Source organism: Blautia segnis, from assembly GCF_014287535.1.
Taxonomy (GTDB): domain Bacteria; phylum Bacillota; class Clostridia; order Lachnospirales; family Lachnospiraceae; genus Blautia_A; species Blautia_A acetigignens.
The window spans coordinates 34,102-50,740 of the sequence record NZ_JACOOT010000008.1 but is presented as its reverse complement, the minus strand read 5'-3'; the positions used below and the strand labels follow the sequence as shown (position 1 = coordinate 50,740).

Below are 16,639 nucleotides of genomic sequence, written 5' to 3'. Positions count from 1 at the left end.
GAGAAAAGTGAAAAGGAAAAAATTTGAGGCCGCAGCTATGGCAGCAATTCTGGCTGCCATGTCTTTGAATGGATCACTGATACACGTAAGTGCAGCAGAAAATAACGGAAGTGAGGACGACTTTGCCAATCAGATTGCAGCGGAATTTTCCCAGCCGGAAATGAAATATAAACCTTATGCCCGCTGGTGGCTGGCAGAAGGTTCTCATACAGATGAGACTTTGCGGGAATCTGTGCAGGAACTTTATGACGATGGTTATGGCGGAATTGAGTTTGTAACTCTGGATGAGTCCCAGTATTTGGACAAGGAAACCTACGCGTGGGGTTCTCCAGAGTGGATTCATGACACGAAAGTGATTATTGAGGAATGCAACCGTCTTGGGATGAGCGTAAGCATGACAAGCGGAACCCACTGGTCCACAGCCAACCTGATTTCCATTACACCGGATGAGGAAGCGGCATCTCAGGAGCTTGGGGTATCTCCAAGAGTGGAGTACAAGGAGGCAAATACAAAGCTTCTTCCGGTTATGAGAAGTGCAGAGGATGCAGATTATCTCTATCTTTATCACTACATGTATGAGGATGAGGAAAACTACGAGGGTGAAATTTCACTGGATGGAATTTATGAGCCTTATGTGATCGACACCTGGAGCGGAAACGTGGAAAAGGTTCAGGGCGTCAGCTATGAAGATGGCAGAACTGTGCTGCATGTGGATGCGGCACCTGGAGAGACGATGGTGTTTGCACTGAAGCATGGGGATGACGGAGAAAACTCTGTGGAGCAGATTGAGGCAGAGAATTCTGGAGAAGGAACAAGGAATGAAGCAAAAGACATTGCAGATACGAAATCAGAAGTTGAGAAGAATGTTTCGAAAAATGCAGCTGGTGCAAAAGAGAAAGAAGGCAATGAAGCAGTAGATGAACTGCAGGAAAAAAGTTCTATTAATAATGTACTTACACTGAGTAACTGGAACCTTACCATAGATTCTTACGAGCCTGGCGAGAAAGTAACCCGCACCGAGGAAAACGAGGATACCGGAGTTACCACAACAGAAGCTGCTTACACAACCAATCACGTAGAAATAGACGTCGGAACCTTGGCTGAGCTGGTTTCATGGAAAGATATAGAGTCTGTTGGTGAAACTGTGTCTGGTATTGGAACCTACACCACTACATTTGAACTTCCAGATGAATGGCAGATTGCAGAAAATACTGAAGCCAGCGAAGGCGACACAGAATCAGCTTCTTCAGAAGCTGCCAAAACGAACTCAGGCAAAATTGAATTCCAGGCCGACAGCTTCCAGGGCGGAACCGCCGCTATCTGGATCAACGACACCAAAGTCCCGGTCAACATGGACCGCCGCACCGCTGACCTCACTGCCTACATACAGCCCGGTGAAAATACCATTACCGTGCGCGTGACCAGCTCCCTTCGCAACATTATGATCACCCAGGGCTACGACGGCTGGATCTTCGGCACCCCAGACCCAGATGATTATGGAATGACTGGGGAAACGAAACTTGTGTATACAAAATAAAATCTATATAGAAGATATAAGTCAAAAGGCATTACAGGAAGCGAAAATCCTGCAATGCCTTTTCAAATACTGATTATTTCTCCGGGAACATTTTGCCGAAGAGGAAGCGGATAAGGGGACCGCAGTACATGAGCTGCCAGAAGAAAGCAACTGGGAAGTTCATGAAGGTTGTCTGGAACCATACGGCAACGAACTGGGAACCTGCGTTTTTGAATAAGATTGTGGCAATCAGGCTCATGACCGGGCACATGATGCAGATGATCATAATGGAAATTGCTGCTGTGATTGCAAATGGTCTGTCCTTTGGTGTGACGATGCGGAAGGCAAGTTTATGAGCAAGGTTGTCCACAATAAAGAATTCCAGCACAAATGCAACCGGCCACATGATTTTCATTTCACCGAAGGCCATCAGGAATACCTGGTTGCTCATTCCGCCGATGTTCAGGGAAATGTTGTAGCAGATCATGGCGTAAACCATGAGAAAGGACATCATCAGGGTAAAGATTACATTTTGAAACTTTGTTTTTGGCATAAAATTTTTCTCCTTTTTTGAATTTTGAGTACAAAAAAGACACATGTGTTGTTCGTTATCAAGCGTACACTTGTGTCGTTTCCAATTTTATACCAGAGCTAATTTGTTATGAAGTTGTTTACCGAGTGATTATTATACCAGATAATCGGAGAATTGCAATTAAAAAATTTATGGATATCTGCAGAAGGCGATAAATTTTATATATTTTGAGTGAAAAAGGCATTGTGAGAATTGCACATTTTCACAGTGCCTTTTTTGTGCATAACTGTGAAGGAGTAGCAGCCCGTCCTGCAAGCTGCGCATCGGTTTTGTACTACTTGCGATAAATTTCATACACTTTGCGCTAAAAACGGGTACGGGAAAATTCAGATGCTATAATACTTGCATAAAATAAAACATGCTGTCTGCTGATTGGGAAGCTTATGTTTAAGCGCGGGCAGCAAAGCAAAAATAGTAAATGGAGGATGAAGTATGAAAACAAAGCAGGCTGTAAATCCGTATTTGCCAAGCTGGGAATACGTGCCGGATGCGGAGCCGCATATTGTGGACGGACGTGTATACATATATGGTTCTCATGATCTTTTTAACGGCTTGAATTTCTGTCTTGGAGACTATGTATGCTGGTCAGCACCGGTAGACGATCTTGGCAACTGGCGTTATGAGGGTGTTATTTTCAAAAGAGAGCAGGATCCGGCAGCGCCGAAGATCCGTCTTACAAATGGTCTGGCAGCACCGGATATGATCCAGGGATCGGACGGAAGATTTTATCTTTATTATTTCATGGGCGGCACCAAGATGATCTCTGTGGCTGTCTGTGACAAGCCGGCAGGCAAATATGAATTCTATGGTTATGTAAAATATGCAGACGGCACTCCTATTGGAAAGAAAGAGGAGCCACTGCAGTTTGACCCGGGCATTTTTATGGATGACGATGGAAAGCTGTATCTTTACACAGGCTTTGCCCTTCAGGGAAATCCCCTTCTGCTTGATGGCTCCAAGCCGACTGAGCACGGTGCAATGTGCTTCGAGCTGGACCCCGCAGATATGCTTACTGTAAAAATGGGACCGAAATACATTGGAATTGCCAGTGAGAAAGAAGCACCAGGAAGTTCTTATGAGGGGCATCCCTTCCTGGAGGCAAGCTCCATGCGTAAATTCAATGGAACCTATTACTTCATCTACAGCTCCCTGAACAGCCATGAGCTTTGCTATGCAACAAGCGATAACCCTACAGAGGGCTTTGAGTTTGGTGGTGTTCTGGTCAGCAACGGGGACATCGGCCTTCCTGGAATCACAGATGTAAAAAATGCAAGAAACTGTACCGGAAACACTCACGGAAGCCTGATCGAGATTAATGGAAGCTATTATGTTTTCTATCACAGACACAGTAACCGTAAGCAGTCTTCCCGTCAGGCTTGTGCAGAGCGCATCCGCTTCGAGAATGGCAAATTCTATCAGGCAGAGATGACCTCCTGTGGTCTGAATGACGGACCGCTTAAGGGAAAAGGAAACTATCCTTCCTACATCGCCTGCAACGTATATGGCAAAAAGGGAACCCGTTTCCTGAGCATGATCAAGCATTTCAAGTCTGGTCATCCATATCTGACACAGGAGGGAAAAGACCGTGAACAGGGCTCTGACCAGTATGTGGCAAATATGTGCGACGGAGCAGTGGCAGGTTTCAAATATTTTGACCTGCGTGAGACCTCAAAGGTTCGCATTAACATTAAGGGAAAAGCAACTGGAGTTGTTTATGTGACCACAGAGGAAGGCGGCAAGCCAGTGGCAAAGATCCAGGTGAAACCTTGCAAAGAGCAGCATGGCTTTGCGGCTGATTTAAGCGGACTTGGCGAGAAAGAGGCACTGTATTTCAGCTACAAGGGAACTGGTGCGTTTGACTTTATGTCCTTTGACCTGAAGTAAAAACGCCTTAAAAAGCAAGAAATACTTTATCTGCTAATAGCAGACAAAGTTTAAATAAAAGGGAAAAGAGTTTATCTTAAGAGTCAAATAAACCCAGGAGGCGAAACACTTGAACATTACTAATTTTGCAAAAAAAGTTGCAGAAAAGCCGGTTTTCAAAACCAGGATCAAGTCTGATGAGGTGAAAATCCCGGAAATGATCATTGGTTATTTTCTGGCTCCATTCTGTGCCATGTTTGCCAACTCCATCTTTGGTGCATATCTGAACCGTTATTATGTGGATGTACTTGGCTGGACAAAATTCGGAGCATTTGCTACACTTCTTCCAATCGTATCCGTGATCTTCGTAGTTCTCGGAAACCTGATGATTGGACAGTGGATCGACAACACCAGATCCACACAGGGAAAAGCAAGACCGTACCTGATTCTTGCAGCTCCTATGCTGATCGTGGCAATTATCCTTATGTTTATGACACCAAACAAGGGAAGCAATGCTATTCAGATGATCTGGATCGCAGTTTCCTACAATCTGTACTATGCGCTTGCATATCCGTGCTTTTACTGCGCACACAGCTCCATGGTTTCTCTTTCCACCAGAAATTCTGAGAGCCGCGGACTTCTGGCAACCCTGTCAAATGCAGCAATGGTTGCATCCGCAGGAGTTGGAGCCAGCATTCTTGTGCCGATCCTTCTGCAGAGCTTCCTGTTTGTGACAAAGGACGGCGGAATTGATGTGGATGCCAGCTATGCGCACTGGAGAATCATTTCCATCGTGCTTTGCCTAGTAAGTGCATTTGGCTGTATGCTGGAGTACTATTTTACAAGAGAGCGTATTACAGAAGAGACAGCAAACCTGAATGTAAAGGAAGAGAAGCTTCCGCTGAAGAAACAGCTGGAAGGCTGTATCCACAATAAATACTGGTGGATCATCATTCTTTACTTCCTGATCTTCCAGTTTGGTCAGCTGATCAAGAACAGCTCCATGAGTTTCTATGTAAGATGGATGTTTGATAGCGTTATCAATTCTTCCAATCCGGAGCAGACTTCCGGAGTACTGATGTCAACACTTGGTCTGGTTGGCGGAATCCCAACTGCGGTTGGTATGGTAGTGGCATGGCCCATTGCCCGTAAGCTTGGTAAAAAGAGAGCCGTTGTTTCAGGACTGTGCTTCTCCGTTGTAGGCGGACTGGTTTGCTTCTTAAATGTACACAGCTTTGGAATGGTTGCAACCAGTATGGTACTGAAGGGAATCGGAAGTATTCCGGCAGTGTATGTCACTATGGCACTTCTTTCTGATGTACTGGATCACCTGGAAGCGAAAAACGGTTTCCGAAGCGACGGATTTACTATGTCTGTTTACAGCTCCATTATGGTTGGTCTTAGCGGACTTTGCATCGGTGTACTGAACAGCCTTCTCACATTTGCAGGCTACAGCAACACTGGTATTGCATGCAACCCGCAGACACTGGAGATCATTGAAAATGTGGCAAATTACACCGGCCAGGTGGTTTACCGCCAGATGGGCGGCGTGGAGCAGGTGCTTGCGTTTGCGTTCCTGGCTGCGGATGTGATTACTTATGCCGTTGTTATTATCCTTATGAGCCGCCTGGATGTGGAGAAGCACATCGAGGAGGATCAGAAGACTATCAAGGAAAACCAGAAAAAGGCAGCCCTTAAAAAATAAAATATAATTGTTTCAGAACCTGATTCCTGTTATACTATGCTTATTAAGCAAGTATAAGTGATTCGGCTCTCTGGCGCAGTGATCACTGTACCGGAGGGCCGTTTTTTATGAAAAGTACCAGCAGTATGGAAATTCAGAGGGGGAATGGAAATACTGTGAAGCGCAGGCGGACGCAGCTGGTTTTCATATTAGAGAGATATTACGGAACGGGTGAGGAACAACTATGGTAAGAATTGCGATTGTGGAAGATGACCGGCATGACCGGGAAGCTTTGAAGAAATGTCTGAGCAGATACGAAAAAGAAAATCAGGTGAAATTTTCTCTTACGGAATTTCAGGACGGAGAGGACATTGTGACTGACTATACAGCCAGCTACGATCTGATTATTCTTGACATCGAGATGGCTTTTCTCAACGGAATGAAGGCAGCGGAAAAAATACGCGAGCTGGATACCAACGTGATTATTATTTTTATCACAAATATGCCCCAGTACGCCATTCAGGGGTACAAGGTCAATGCGCTGGACTATATTCTCAAGCCCATTTCCTACTTCTCTTTTTCCGAGAGCATGGCAAGGGCGCTGTCCAAGGTGAAGGCTCCTGAGAAGGAATACATTACCATTGTCTTAAAGGGCGGCAAGAAGAAGCTGGATGTAGCACGGATCTGCTATGTAGAGGTGCAGGATCATGTGCTGATCTACCACACCCTGGACGGGGATTTTGAGACAAAGGGAACTATGCGGGATACGGACAATCAGTTCAACCCCAAGCGATATTTCCGGTGCAACCGCTGTTATCTTGTGAATCTGGAATTTGTGGAGACCTATCAGGGCAGTGACATTATGGTAAACGGCGATACCATTCAGGTAAGCCGCAGCAGGCGCAAGCCATTTCTGGATGCCCTGAATGAATATATGAATGAGGTGGGAAAATGAGCAGTACAGTAGTGAATACACCCGGTTATTATTATGCCATTTCTTACTGGCTCTCTGCTTTTGTAATGGTAATTGTAGAAGGTCGTGGAAAAAAGGACTGGTGGAAATATCTGTACAGCGTGCTCAGCTTTATCAGTATTTTCCTGGTAATGTTTTTCACGGACGGGATTAAGCAGATTTTCTTTATCCCTCTTATGCTTTGTGTGTTTGGCCTGATGCTTCTGTATATTAAAATGGCAGGGGAACTGTCCTGGCGGGAGACCGGGTTCTTCTGTGCAAAGGCGTTTATCAGCGCAGAATTTGCGGCTTCTCTTTGCTGGCAGATTATTTATTTTTATACAGGCGATTTCCCTGCTGTTGAAAGTGGAAATATGAAGCAGCTGATCTGGAGCTGTGTTCACATGGTATTGATTTATGCGGTAATTTACGCAATCATTTATTTTATTGAGCGCTATCTGAAAAAAGATATTGAGGAACTGCAGATTACCAGACGGGAGATGATCGTTGCCTGCATTGTGACCGCAATTGTATACGGCATCAGCAATCTCAGCTATGTAGATGCAAACAGTCTTTTCAGCGGCGGAACTGCTATGGATATTTTCATTATCCGTACCCTGGCAGACTTAAGCGGTATGGCGGTGCTTTATGCATATCATATCCAGGTGAAGGAGATTCAGCTAAGATTCGAGAAGGATACCCTTCGGAATATTATGAACATGCAGTACAGCAATTATAAGCTTTCCAAGGAGAGCATTGACATTGTAAATCAGAAATATCACGATCTGAAGCACCAGATCAATCTGCTGAAAAGCGGCGCGGATTCTGAGAAATCCGGGGAATATCTGGCGCAGATGGAGCGCGAGATCAAGATTTATGAGACACAGAACAAGACAGGCAATAAGGTTCTGGATACCATTCTTACAAGCAAGAGCATGCATTGCCAGAGGCATGGCATTGAGCTGAAATTCATAGGTGAAGGCCAGCTCCTGAATTTTATGGAGGATATGGATATCAGTGCACTTTTTGGAAACATGCTGGACAATGCCATTGAGAGCGTGGTGAAGATCAAAGAGCGGGAGAAGCGGCTGATTGCCCTTCACGTAATTCAGGACAGACAGTTTATCCGTATCCGTACAGAGAATTACTGCGAGGAGGACATTCAGTTTCAGGACGGACTTCCGATCACAACCAAGGCAGATAAACGTTTCCATGGTTATGGAATGAAGAGCATGAAGAAGATTGTGGAAAAATACGGCGGCTCTGTGGTTGCCGGCAAGACGGATAACTGGTTTGAACTGAAGATTTTGATTCCTATGAAACGATAAAAAAACACCCCGCAGCGATGCAGGGCATTTTTGAATTATTTTTTCTTCTTGGATTTCTTGGTCTCGGTCTGGGCTGCCTGAGCTTCCTCTGCAGATTTCTTAAAGCGGGCGAAGAAGCCTTTTTTCTTCTTGGCCGGGGCTTCCAGATTGCCGCGGATGCCTTTGACACCGACTATGTAAAGTCCGCTGACCTCTGCCTTGATCTCTTTCTTCACCGGGATCAGGTCGAATACCTTCTCATCTGCGATAAGAATGGAAATCTTCGGACCAACCTTAGCCTTAACGATGGGAAGCTTGGAACGGCGAAGAAGCTTGGGAGTCTGGTCAATGACCATCTGTGGGAGACCGGATTCCTTAAGTGGCATTCTCTTCTTATCAATAACGAGCATGGAAACGGTCTGTTTGCTTGCTTCGATCTGTGCCTGCTGTTCTTCCTGTTTCTTCTGGGTCTTCTTGCCAAAGAAATACAAACCAATCAGTAATCCGATGAGGATTACGAGAATCACCAGAAGGACAATTGTTACTGGATGCATACTTATCCTCCTACCATAAAAAGTTTCTTATTGCTTACATAAACTCTATTTTACCATTGTTTTATAGAAAAGGCAATTAAAAAATCGGCATCCTGACAAGATATGGCAGGGAAGAATTGTGGGAAAATAGGTGGTAATTCATATAAATATCATGTATAATGGAAAACAGCGGTTACAAAATGGATAGTTTTATCTGATATGGTTAAAATGTTAATGTCAGAATCGCTGTCGAATCAGTTTGTGACAGCCTGTTATGAGCAAGACAGATATGTTCCATGCTGTTTCCCATAACAGATCAACGGGGGGAGCTGACAGGACAAATAAGGAGTTATACACAATATGAAGAAAACGGATACAGAACAGCAGGAGACTTCTGTTCTGGAAGAAAAACAAGCCCCCGACAGCAATACGGAAGGGACGCTTGATAAAGAATTACAGGAATTAGACAAGGAGAGTAAGCAGGAAGAAGCGTATTATGAAGAGCGGCGGAAAGAGAGACACCAGCGTAATCTTCAGAGAAAGAAGAGGCAGATGCGGAATCGTAATCTGGCTCTTATTGTTACTGTTTTGATACTCCTTGGAGGAGCAGGATATTTCTGGGGTGATCAGATCGGACTGAAGGATGGTGTGGAGACCCTTGTAACCCGTGCGAAAGCTTTGATTCCTGAGAAGAAAGAAGATACAGAAACAGCGGAAGCTACGGCAACGCCTGTTCCGGAGAAAGAATCGGAAGAGCAGAATGAGACGGAAGATTCCAAAGAGACGACAGATCCGGCGGATTCAGCTGAATCCGAAGACTCAAAGGAAGCAGAGAATCCAGATGATTCAGGAAATGCGGATGACGAAGAAGCAGATTCTGAGGAAAATAAAACAGCAGATCCTACTGTGACACAGGCTCCGGTGAAAGCAGAGGCAGATTTCATGCCCCAGGCAGCCGCCGCAGGAGCAGGTTTTATCCACAGACAGGTTCGCCATGAGAAGAAGGTTCTGACCACTGCCAAGAATAAGGCGGCTCAGTACGATTATGACGGAGCCATCAAGCTTTTGAAAAATGACAATGCATATCAATATAATGTGCATTTTCAGAATGCAGCGAAGAAATACAAAAAAGAAAAAGACAATTGCGTAGCCTGGTCCCCGGAGCAGGTGACACATATTTTTTACCATTCTCTTATTGTAGACACCTCCAAGGCATTTGACGGGGACTACAAGCAGGATGGCTACAATCAGGTAATGACCACGATGGATGAGTTTAACAAGATTACCCAGATCATGTATGAGGAAGGGTATGTCATGGTCAACCTTTACGACCTGGCAGGACTTGATGATGACGGCAATATGAAAGCCAAGACCGTTTATCTGCCTGAGGGCAAGACGCCCTTTGTATTATCACAGGATGATGTGTGCTACTATCATTCCCAGGACGGAGACGGAATTGCCACTAAGCTTGTCGTAGATGAGGACGGCAAGGTGCGCAATGAGTATGTGCAGGATGATGGAAGCACTGTGGTGGGCGACTATGATGTTGTGCCGCTGATCGACCGCTTTGTGGAAGCGCATCCGGATTTTGCATATCACGGACATAAGGGAATTGTGGCACTGACCGGATATAACGGTATTCTGGGCTATCGCACGGATATCAGCTACCAGACAAGACCAGATGACCTGAATGATGACAAGCTTGCATGGCTGAATGCGCACCCGGATTTTGACCTGGAAACAGAGCGGGCAGGAGCCAAGAAAGTTGCAGATGCCATGAAAAAAGAGGGCTGGACCTTTGCCAGCCACACATGGGGGCACAAGAATATGTCCACGGTTTCCATGGAACGTCTCCAGACCGATACTACCAATTACAAGGAAAATGTGGATCCACTTATTGGAGGAACAGACATTATCATCTTTGCATTTGGTGCGGACATTAATAATGGAGGCGTTTACACAGGAGATGAGAAGTTTAATTATCTGAAGTCACAGGGCTATGATTATTACTGCAATGTAGATTCCAATAAATATTTTGTACAGATCACAGATGAATATTTCCGCATGGGAAGAAGAAATGTGGACGGATACCGAATGTATTACAATCCGGATCTGCTGGCGGATCTGTTTGACGCAAGTGAAGTATTTGATTCTTCCAGACCGACTCCGGTACCGCCTATGAACGGCGGCTGATCAGAAAGCCTCTAATTCTTAAGAAAAAATGAAATGTGCTGGCAGGCTTTCTTTTTGGAAGAAAATATGTTAGTTTTAATAGAAGAGAAACTGAAGGGAGTTTATTTAGTATGAAAAGAAAAGCATATCTTGCAGCGCTGGTGATGTGCATGGCACTTGCCGTGAATGGCTGTGGAAATAATAAAAGCGAGGCAGACTCAAGTGACGCACAGGCTACTGAGCAGGACGCAGATACCTCATCATCCAAGACAGATTCTGAGGGCAACACCCGCCTGGTTTCCGTTGACAGTGTTGAGAAGTACGTCACGATTGCAGATTATAAGGGAATCACCCTGGACAATACCGTACAGGAGGTTACAGACACAGATATAGACAATCGTGTTGCCGAGAACCTCCAGAATAAATCAGAAACAGTGAATGATGCAGATGCAGTTATTCAGAACGGCGATACCGCTACCATTAATTTTGTAGGAACTAAGGACGGCGAGGCATTTGAGGGCGGAACTGCCAATAATTACGATCTTGTGATCGGAAGCGGCACCATGATCCCGGGATTTGAGGAAGGAATCGTGGGAATGAAGAAGGGCGAGACCAAGGATGTCACCGTTACTTTCCCGGAGAGCTACAGAAGTTCAGATCTGGCAGGACAGGAAGCTGTATTCCAGATTACGGTGCAGAGCTTTAAGCGTCCGCCGGAACTGACCGACGACTGGGTAACTGCCAATACAGATTATCAGAATACTGATGAGTACAAAGAATCTGTGCGCAGTGAGCTTGAGCAGGAGAACCAGGAGCAGGCGGAGAACAGCCTTAGAAGCACTGCATGGAATACCGTATACACCAATTCTGAGGTTGTGGAATACCCGGAGGAGGATGTAAATGATGCTGTGGAGACCTTTAAAAAGCAGGCGGAGGCATATGCGAAGCAGGCAGATATGGAACTGGAAGACTTTGTAGAGTCCCAGGGAGTGTCTATGGATGATTTCGAAGCGCAGTGCCAGCAGTATGCACAGGCGAAGGTAAAACAGAATCTGATCATTCAGGGAATTATGGATGCAGAGGGCATGACTTTGGATGATGAGGAGTGCCTTGCTATTCAGGACCAGCTGGTTGAGCAGTATGCATCCGGTGATCTTGCTGCACTGATTGACACTTATGGTCAGGTTGCAGTAGATGAGACGATTGGCCTGATGCGAGTTGAAGATTTTATTATTGCAAATGCAAACTATGACCAGACTGCAGGAGAAGATGCAGAGGCAGCAGATACCGAAGAGGGACAGACCACAGATGAGGCTGGTGAAGAGCAGACAGCCGCTGGTGAAACAGAGGAAGAGAAACAGGATACTGCAAATGACGGTGCAGACAGCGAGAAAGCTGACAGTAATGCAGATGCACAGGATACCAATACAGAAGATTCATCCCAGGAGGGGGCAGAATAATCATGATCATTAAAAATGGAGAAGTATTTCAGGAAGATGGAAGTTTTCAGATACAGGATTTATATGTAGAGAATCATAAGATCGTAGCCACTGAGGCAGAGGTTACAGACAAGACTGTAATAGATGCCAAAGGACTGAAGGTGCTTCCAGGACTGGTGGATGTACACAGCCACGGTGCATTTGGCCACGACTTTTCCGATGCAGACCCGGAGGGGCTTAAGATTATTCTGAAATATGAGAAGAGCCATGGAGTGACTTCCTATTGTCCGACCTCCATGACACTTCCGGCAGAGGAACTGAAGGAAATCTTCGCAACCATAAAGACAGTAGGAGATTTCCCGGAAGGTGCTACAGTAAGAGGCATTAATATGGAGGGACCGTTCCTGGACCCGAAGAAAAAAGGTGCCCATGTAGAAGGCTATATCCGCAAACCGGACGCAGAATTTTTCCGTGAGCTGAATGCTTATTCCGGCAATATGGTGAAGCTTGTGACTCTGGCTCCGAATGTAGAAGGGGCTATGGAGTTTATTGACGAAGTACATAACGAGGTTTGTATTTCCCTCGGACATACAGGTGCAGATTATGAGACGGCATCTGAAGCAATGAGAAGAGGCGCGCATCATGTGACCCATCTTTATAATGCCATGCAGCCGCTGGCTCACAGAGCACCGGGACTGATCGGTGCAGCCTCTGATGATGAGCAGTGCATGGTGGAAATGATCTGTGACGGAATTCATATCCATCCTTCTGTAATCCGTGGAACCTTTAGAATGTTCGGACCGGAGAGAATTGTACTGATCAGTGATTCCATGATGGCCACCGGTATGGAGAATGGAACCTACCAGCTGGGCGGACAGGAAGTAACCATGAAGGACTGCAAGGCTACCCTAAAGGACGGTACCATTGCAGGCTCCGCGACCAACCTGTACGACTGCATGCGCAAGGTAGTTTCTTTCGGTGTGCCTGTGGAGGAAGCTGTTTTTTCGGCTACAAGAAACCCGGCTAAGAGCATTGGCATTTACGATGAGGTTGGTTCTCTTTCTGTGGGAAAAGAGGCTGACATTCTGCTGGTAACAGATGATCTGGAGCTGAAAAAAGTGTTATAAGGGATTTTTTGCAACAACGGATAAAGAGGGAAGTATAGATGGATAGAAGTGTTATACGCGAAAGAATGCGTAAAAAGCAGCGCCAGATACGACGAAGGAAGATCATTAAGCTGATTACTTATGTGGTGGCTATGGTACTTGCCGTCATATTTGTAATACGCGGGGTGATTTTTCCAATTGTAAGCCGTATCGGAGGAAAGAGTACAGGGGAGTCTCAACAGGTACAGGCTGACGCAGAACAGACTGTAGATCCTACGGCAGCACAGAGACAGCCGCTAAAAGGGCAGAGCGATCTGACTAAGGTTTCTGCTCTTACACCGGGATGGCATGAGGATGCCAACGGACGATGGTATCAGAATGCAGATGGTACATATTATACCGGCGGGTTTGCGGACATTGACGATGTGAAATATTCCTTTGATGCCAATGGTTATATGCAGACCGGATGGGTAACGAAGGGAACTCAGGACTATTATTTTAATGACGACGGTTCGTACAATGCTGAGAAGAAACGTCCGATGATCGCACTTACGTTTGATGATGGTCCTGGTGAGTATACATCAGAGCTTCTGGATTGTCTGGAAGAGAATAATGCACATGCAACCTTCTTCATGCTTGGACAGAATGTTGAGCTTTATCCGGATGATGTGAAGCGGATGCTGAAGCTTGGCTGTGAGATTGGCAATCATTCCTGGGATCATAAGAATATGTTTGAGCTTGACATTGACAGTGTGGTGAAACAGTTCAATGATGCAGATCAGGCTTTGATCGATGCCTGCGGACAGGCATCCACAGTAATAAGAGCTCCTTACGGAAATGCTAACGAGGAAATTATGAATGCAGTAGGCAAACCATTCTTTATGTGGTCACTTGATTCATTGGACTGGAGCTATAAGGATGTGGATCTTGATTACAAGTCCATTATGGAGGATAATGCCAGTGTGATCAAGGACGGTACGATTATTTTAATGCATGACATTCATGAGCCTTCTGTAAAAGCTGCAGAAAGAATTATTCCGGAGCTGATTAATATGGGCTTTAAGCTGGTAACTGTCAGTGAGATGGCAGAGGCGAAGAATGTTACTCTTCAGGTGGCATCCTACAATAACTTCTGGCAGGATATTCTGGATCAGGGCCAGGTGCCTGGCTATGCAGGAAACAGTACATCTGATGCCGATACCTCCGACAGCACAGAAGGTGATGACTCTTCTGGCGGTGAAAATACAGAAGATTCCGGAGATGGCTCTGAAGATGGAAGCGATGGCTCAGATGACGGAAGTGATTCTGAAGAATAAGAGCTTATAAAAATGCGCTTGTACTTATGAGAAAATTTCATAAGTATGGGCGTATTTTTTACAGGAAAGAGGGATTTGGAACTGCTGTTTTTGGGAATAATAGCCAATTTAATTGTAGCATGGAGGAATAGAGTATGTTATAATGTGCGTAAGAGTTTTACGAAAAGGATATGACTGCTTATGCCGGTATATCCATAATTGAAAGTTTAGGGAGGTAGCTTTCTGATGGGAGAGAAATTACAGTTTACAGAACTTGATCAATACCTGTTTGGACAGGGAACTCATTATGATATTTACAGAAAGCTGGGAGCGCATCCTGTAAAGGAAGGCAATCAGGAGGGCGTCTATTTTGCAGTGTGGGCACCGAATGCTCAGGGGATTTCTGTAATCGGAGAATTTAATGAATGGGATGAGCAGGCGAATCCTATGACGAAGGCAGGTCCGATTGGTGTATTTGAGACCTTTGTGCCGGGAGCGAAGATTGGCCAGCTGTATAAGTTTTTCATTATTGGAATGAATGGGGAGCATATTTATAAAGCTGACCCTTATGCCAATGAGTCTGAGTTAAGACCGGGAACTGCATCCAGAATTACAGATATCCGTGACTTTAAATGGAAAGACGGAACCTGGATGAAAAACCGACAGAAATTTGATGAGACGAAGGATGCGATGTCAATTTACGAAGTGCATCCTGGTTCCTGGAGAAAACATCCGGCAACAGAAGAGGATGAGAAAGGCTTTTATAACTACAGAGAGCTGGCAGTGAAGCTGGCAGAGTATGTGAAGGATATGGGTTACACCCATGTGGAATTGATGGGAATTGCAGAGCATCCCTTTGATGGCTCCTGGGGATATCAGGTAACCGGATACTATGCCCCCACTTCCCGTTACGGAACTCCCCAGGATTTTAAATATCTGGTAGATTATCTTCACAGACAGAAAATCGGTGTTATTCTGGACTGGGTACCTGCGCATTTTCCTAAGGATGCACATGGCCTTGCTAATTTTGACGGGACAGCTGTGTATGAACACGCAGATCCGAGACAGGGAGAACATCCGGACTGGGGAACCAAGATTTACAACTATGGAAGACCGGAGGTTAAGAATTTCCTGATCGCGAATGCTCTGTTCTGGATCGAAGAGTGCCATGTGGATGGTCTGCGCGTTGATGCGGTGGCATCTATGCTGTATCTGGACTATGGCAAGAATGATGGCCAATGGGTTGCAAATAAATATGGCGGCAATCAGAATCTGGAAGCAATTGAATTTTTTAAACATCTGAATACAGTAGTACTTGGAAGAAATCACGGAACGGTAATGATTGCCGAAGAGTCCACTGCATGGCCGAAGGTTACAGGTAAGGCAGAGGATGACGGTCTTGGATTTTCTCTGAAATGGAATATGGGCTGGATGAACGACTTCCTGGAATATATGAAGCTGGATCCTTATTTCCGGAAGTTTAACCACAATAAGATGACCTTCTCCATGACTTATGCATATAGCGAGAAATATGTTCTGGTAATTTCTCATGATGAGGTTGTGCATCTGAAGAAATCTATGCTGGAAAAAATGCCGGGAGAGCTGGATGATAAGTTTAAGAATCTGAAGGCAGCTTATACATTTATGTTCTGTCATCCTGGTAAGAAGCTTCTGTTTATGGGACAGGAATTTGGACAGCTTCGGGAATGGAGCGAGGAGAGAGAACTTGACTGGTTCCTTTTAGGAGAAGAGAAGCATCGTGATCTGAAGGATTTCGTAAGAGATCTGCTGAAAATGTACCGCAAGTATCCTGCCCTTTATGGAATGGATGGAGATCCTTTCGGGTTTGAGTGGATCAATGCAGATGATGGAGACAGAAGTATTTACAGCTTTGTAAGAAAATCACCTACAAAAAGGAATAATCTTCTGGTGGTCTGCAACTTTACTCCTGTAGATCGTCCGGACTATCGAGTAGGCGTTCCGAAGAAGAAACAGTATACCCAGCTCCTTGATGAGAATGGTATGACTTCAAAGAAGGTATTCAAAGCAGAGAAACAGGAATGTGACAACCGTCCATTTTCCTTTGCATATCCGCTTCCGGCTTACGGAGTGGCGATCTTCCAGTATTAAAACATTCTGTAATCAGAGAATCCGTAATAAAAATGCCTAAAGAACCGGGC

Annotated in this window: 12 protein-coding genes; 10 read left to right on the top strand and 2 right to left on the bottom strand. The window is 45.2% G+C overall.

Going from position 1 to position 16,639, the window contains the following annotated elements; translation table 11 throughout:
- Positions 1 to 7: 7 nt before the first annotated feature.
- Positions 8 to 1,537 carry a hypothetical protein gene (locus H8S54_RS02970; protein WP_186900870.1) on the top strand — a complete coding sequence of 510 codons (1,530 nt, stop codon included), beginning with the start codon at positions 8 to 10 and terminating at the stop codon, positions 1,535 to 1,537.
- A 73-nt stretch (positions 1,538 to 1,610) separates the two neighbouring features.
- Here the strand turns inward: H8S54_RS02970 and H8S54_RS02965 are convergent, their stop codons facing one another.
- A complete protein-coding gene (locus tag H8S54_RS02965; protein WP_021924850.1) occupies positions 1,611 to 2,069 on the bottom strand; it encodes a DUF2798 domain-containing protein in 459 nt (152 codons plus the stop codon).
- Positions 2,070 to 2,540: 471 nt separating this feature from the next.
- On the opposite strand from H8S54_RS02965, the gene H8S54_RS02960 reads away from it, so the two are divergent.
- The 4 genes from H8S54_RS02960 to H8S54_RS02945 all read left to right on the top strand — a co-directional run bounded on the left by H8S54_RS02960 (position 2,541) and on the right by H8S54_RS02945 (position 7,935).
- Positions 2,541 to 3,992, top strand: a complete 1,452-nt coding sequence (locus tag H8S54_RS02960) for a family 43 glycosylhydrolase (RefSeq protein ID WP_117849374.1) — start codon at positions 2,541 to 2,543, stop codon at positions 3,990 to 3,992.
- A gap of 109 nt (positions 3,993 to 4,101) precedes the next feature.
- Complete coding sequence (locus H8S54_RS02955; protein ID WP_243176604.1) at positions 4,102 to 5,676, top strand: MFS transporter; 1,575 nt, start codon at positions 4,102 to 4,104, stop codon at positions 5,674 to 5,676.
- 223 nt (positions 5,677 to 5,899) lie between these two features.
- A complete protein-coding gene (locus H8S54_RS02950) occupies positions 5,900 to 6,610 on the top strand; it encodes a LytR/AlgR family response regulator transcription factor (protein WP_117849373.1) in 711 nt (236 codons plus the stop codon).
- Complete coding sequence (locus H8S54_RS02945; RefSeq protein ID WP_021926486.1) at positions 6,607 to 7,935, top strand: ATP-binding protein; 1,329 nt, start codon at positions 6,607 to 6,609, stop codon at positions 7,933 to 7,935. The genes H8S54_RS02950 and H8S54_RS02945 overlap by 4 nt, the downstream gene beginning before the upstream one ends.
- 35 nt (positions 7,936 to 7,970) lie before the next feature.
- On the opposite strand, the gene H8S54_RS02940 is transcribed toward H8S54_RS02945, so the two are convergent.
- On the bottom strand, positions 7,971 to 8,468 hold the full coding sequence (locus H8S54_RS02940; protein ID WP_021926485.1) for a hypothetical protein: 498 nt from the start codon (positions 8,466 to 8,468) through the stop codon (positions 7,971 to 7,973).
- 339 nt (positions 8,469 to 8,807) lie between these two features.
- Between H8S54_RS02940 and H8S54_RS02935 the strand changes: the two genes are divergently transcribed.
- The 5 genes from H8S54_RS02935 (at position 8,808) to glgB (ending at position 16,589) form a co-directional block, all read left to right on the top strand.
- On the top strand, positions 8,808 to 10,640 hold the full coding sequence (locus H8S54_RS02935) for a polysaccharide deacetylase family protein (RefSeq protein ID WP_243176603.1): 1,833 nt from the start codon (positions 8,808 to 8,810) through the stop codon (positions 10,638 to 10,640).
- 110 nt (positions 10,641 to 10,750) lie between these two features.
- Entirely contained in the window at positions 10,751 to 12,079 is a 1,329-nt protein-coding gene (tig, locus tag H8S54_RS02930; RefSeq protein WP_186900869.1) for a trigger factor, read from the top strand.
- Positions 12,080 to 12,081: 2 nt separating this feature from the next.
- Positions 12,082 to 13,185 carry an N-acetylglucosamine-6-phosphate deacetylase gene (gene nagA / locus H8S54_RS02925; RefSeq protein ID WP_117849371.1) on the top strand — a complete coding sequence of 368 codons (1,104 nt, stop codon included), beginning with the start codon at positions 12,082 to 12,084 and terminating at the stop codon, positions 13,183 to 13,185.
- Positions 13,186 to 13,223: 38 nt separating this feature from the next.
- A complete protein-coding gene (locus H8S54_RS02920) occupies positions 13,224 to 14,480 on the top strand; it encodes a polysaccharide deacetylase family protein (RefSeq protein WP_186900868.1) in 1,257 nt (418 codons plus the stop codon).
- A gap of 225 nt (positions 14,481 to 14,705) precedes the next feature.
- Entirely contained in the window at positions 14,706 to 16,589 is a 1,884-nt protein-coding gene (gene glgB / locus H8S54_RS02915; protein WP_186900867.1) for a 1,4-alpha-glucan branching protein GlgB, read from the top strand.
- Positions 16,590 to 16,639 lie beyond the last annotated feature (50 nt).

Bases quoted from the DNA above. Each gene is read 5' to 3' on its own strand.
- H8S54_RS02965 (WP_021924850.1), bottom strand. From the start codon at position 2,069: ATGCCAAAAACAAAGTTTCAAAATGTAATCTTTACCCTGATGATGTCC.
- H8S54_RS02960 (WP_117849374.1), top strand. From the start codon at position 2,541: ATGAAAACAAAGCAGGCTGTAAATCCGTATTTGCCAAGCTGGGAATAC.
- H8S54_RS02950 (WP_117849373.1), top strand. From the start codon at position 5,900: ATGGTAAGAATTGCGATTGTGGAAGATGACCGGCATGACCGGGAAGCT.
- H8S54_RS02945 (WP_021926486.1), top strand. From the start codon at position 6,607: ATGAGCAGTACAGTAGTGAATACACCCGGTTATTATTATGCCATTTCT.
- H8S54_RS02940 (WP_021926485.1), bottom strand. From the start codon at position 8,468: ATGCATCCAGTAACAATTGTCCTTCTGGTGATTCTCGTAATCCTCATC.
- H8S54_RS02935 (WP_243176603.1), top strand. From the start codon at position 8,808: ATGAAGAAAACGGATACAGAACAGCAGGAGACTTCTGTTCTGGAAGAA.
- tig (WP_186900869.1), top strand. From the start codon at position 10,751: ATGAAAAGAAAAGCATATCTTGCAGCGCTGGTGATGTGCATGGCACTT.
- nagA (WP_117849371.1), top strand. From the start codon at position 12,082: ATGATCATTAAAAATGGAGAAGTATTTCAGGAAGATGGAAGTTTTCAG.
- H8S54_RS02920 (WP_186900868.1), top strand. From the start codon at position 13,224: ATGGATAGAAGTGTTATACGCGAAAGAATGCGTAAAAAGCAGCGCCAG.
- glgB (WP_186900867.1), top strand. From the start codon at position 14,706: ATGGGAGAGAAATTACAGTTTACAGAACTTGATCAATACCTGTTTGGA.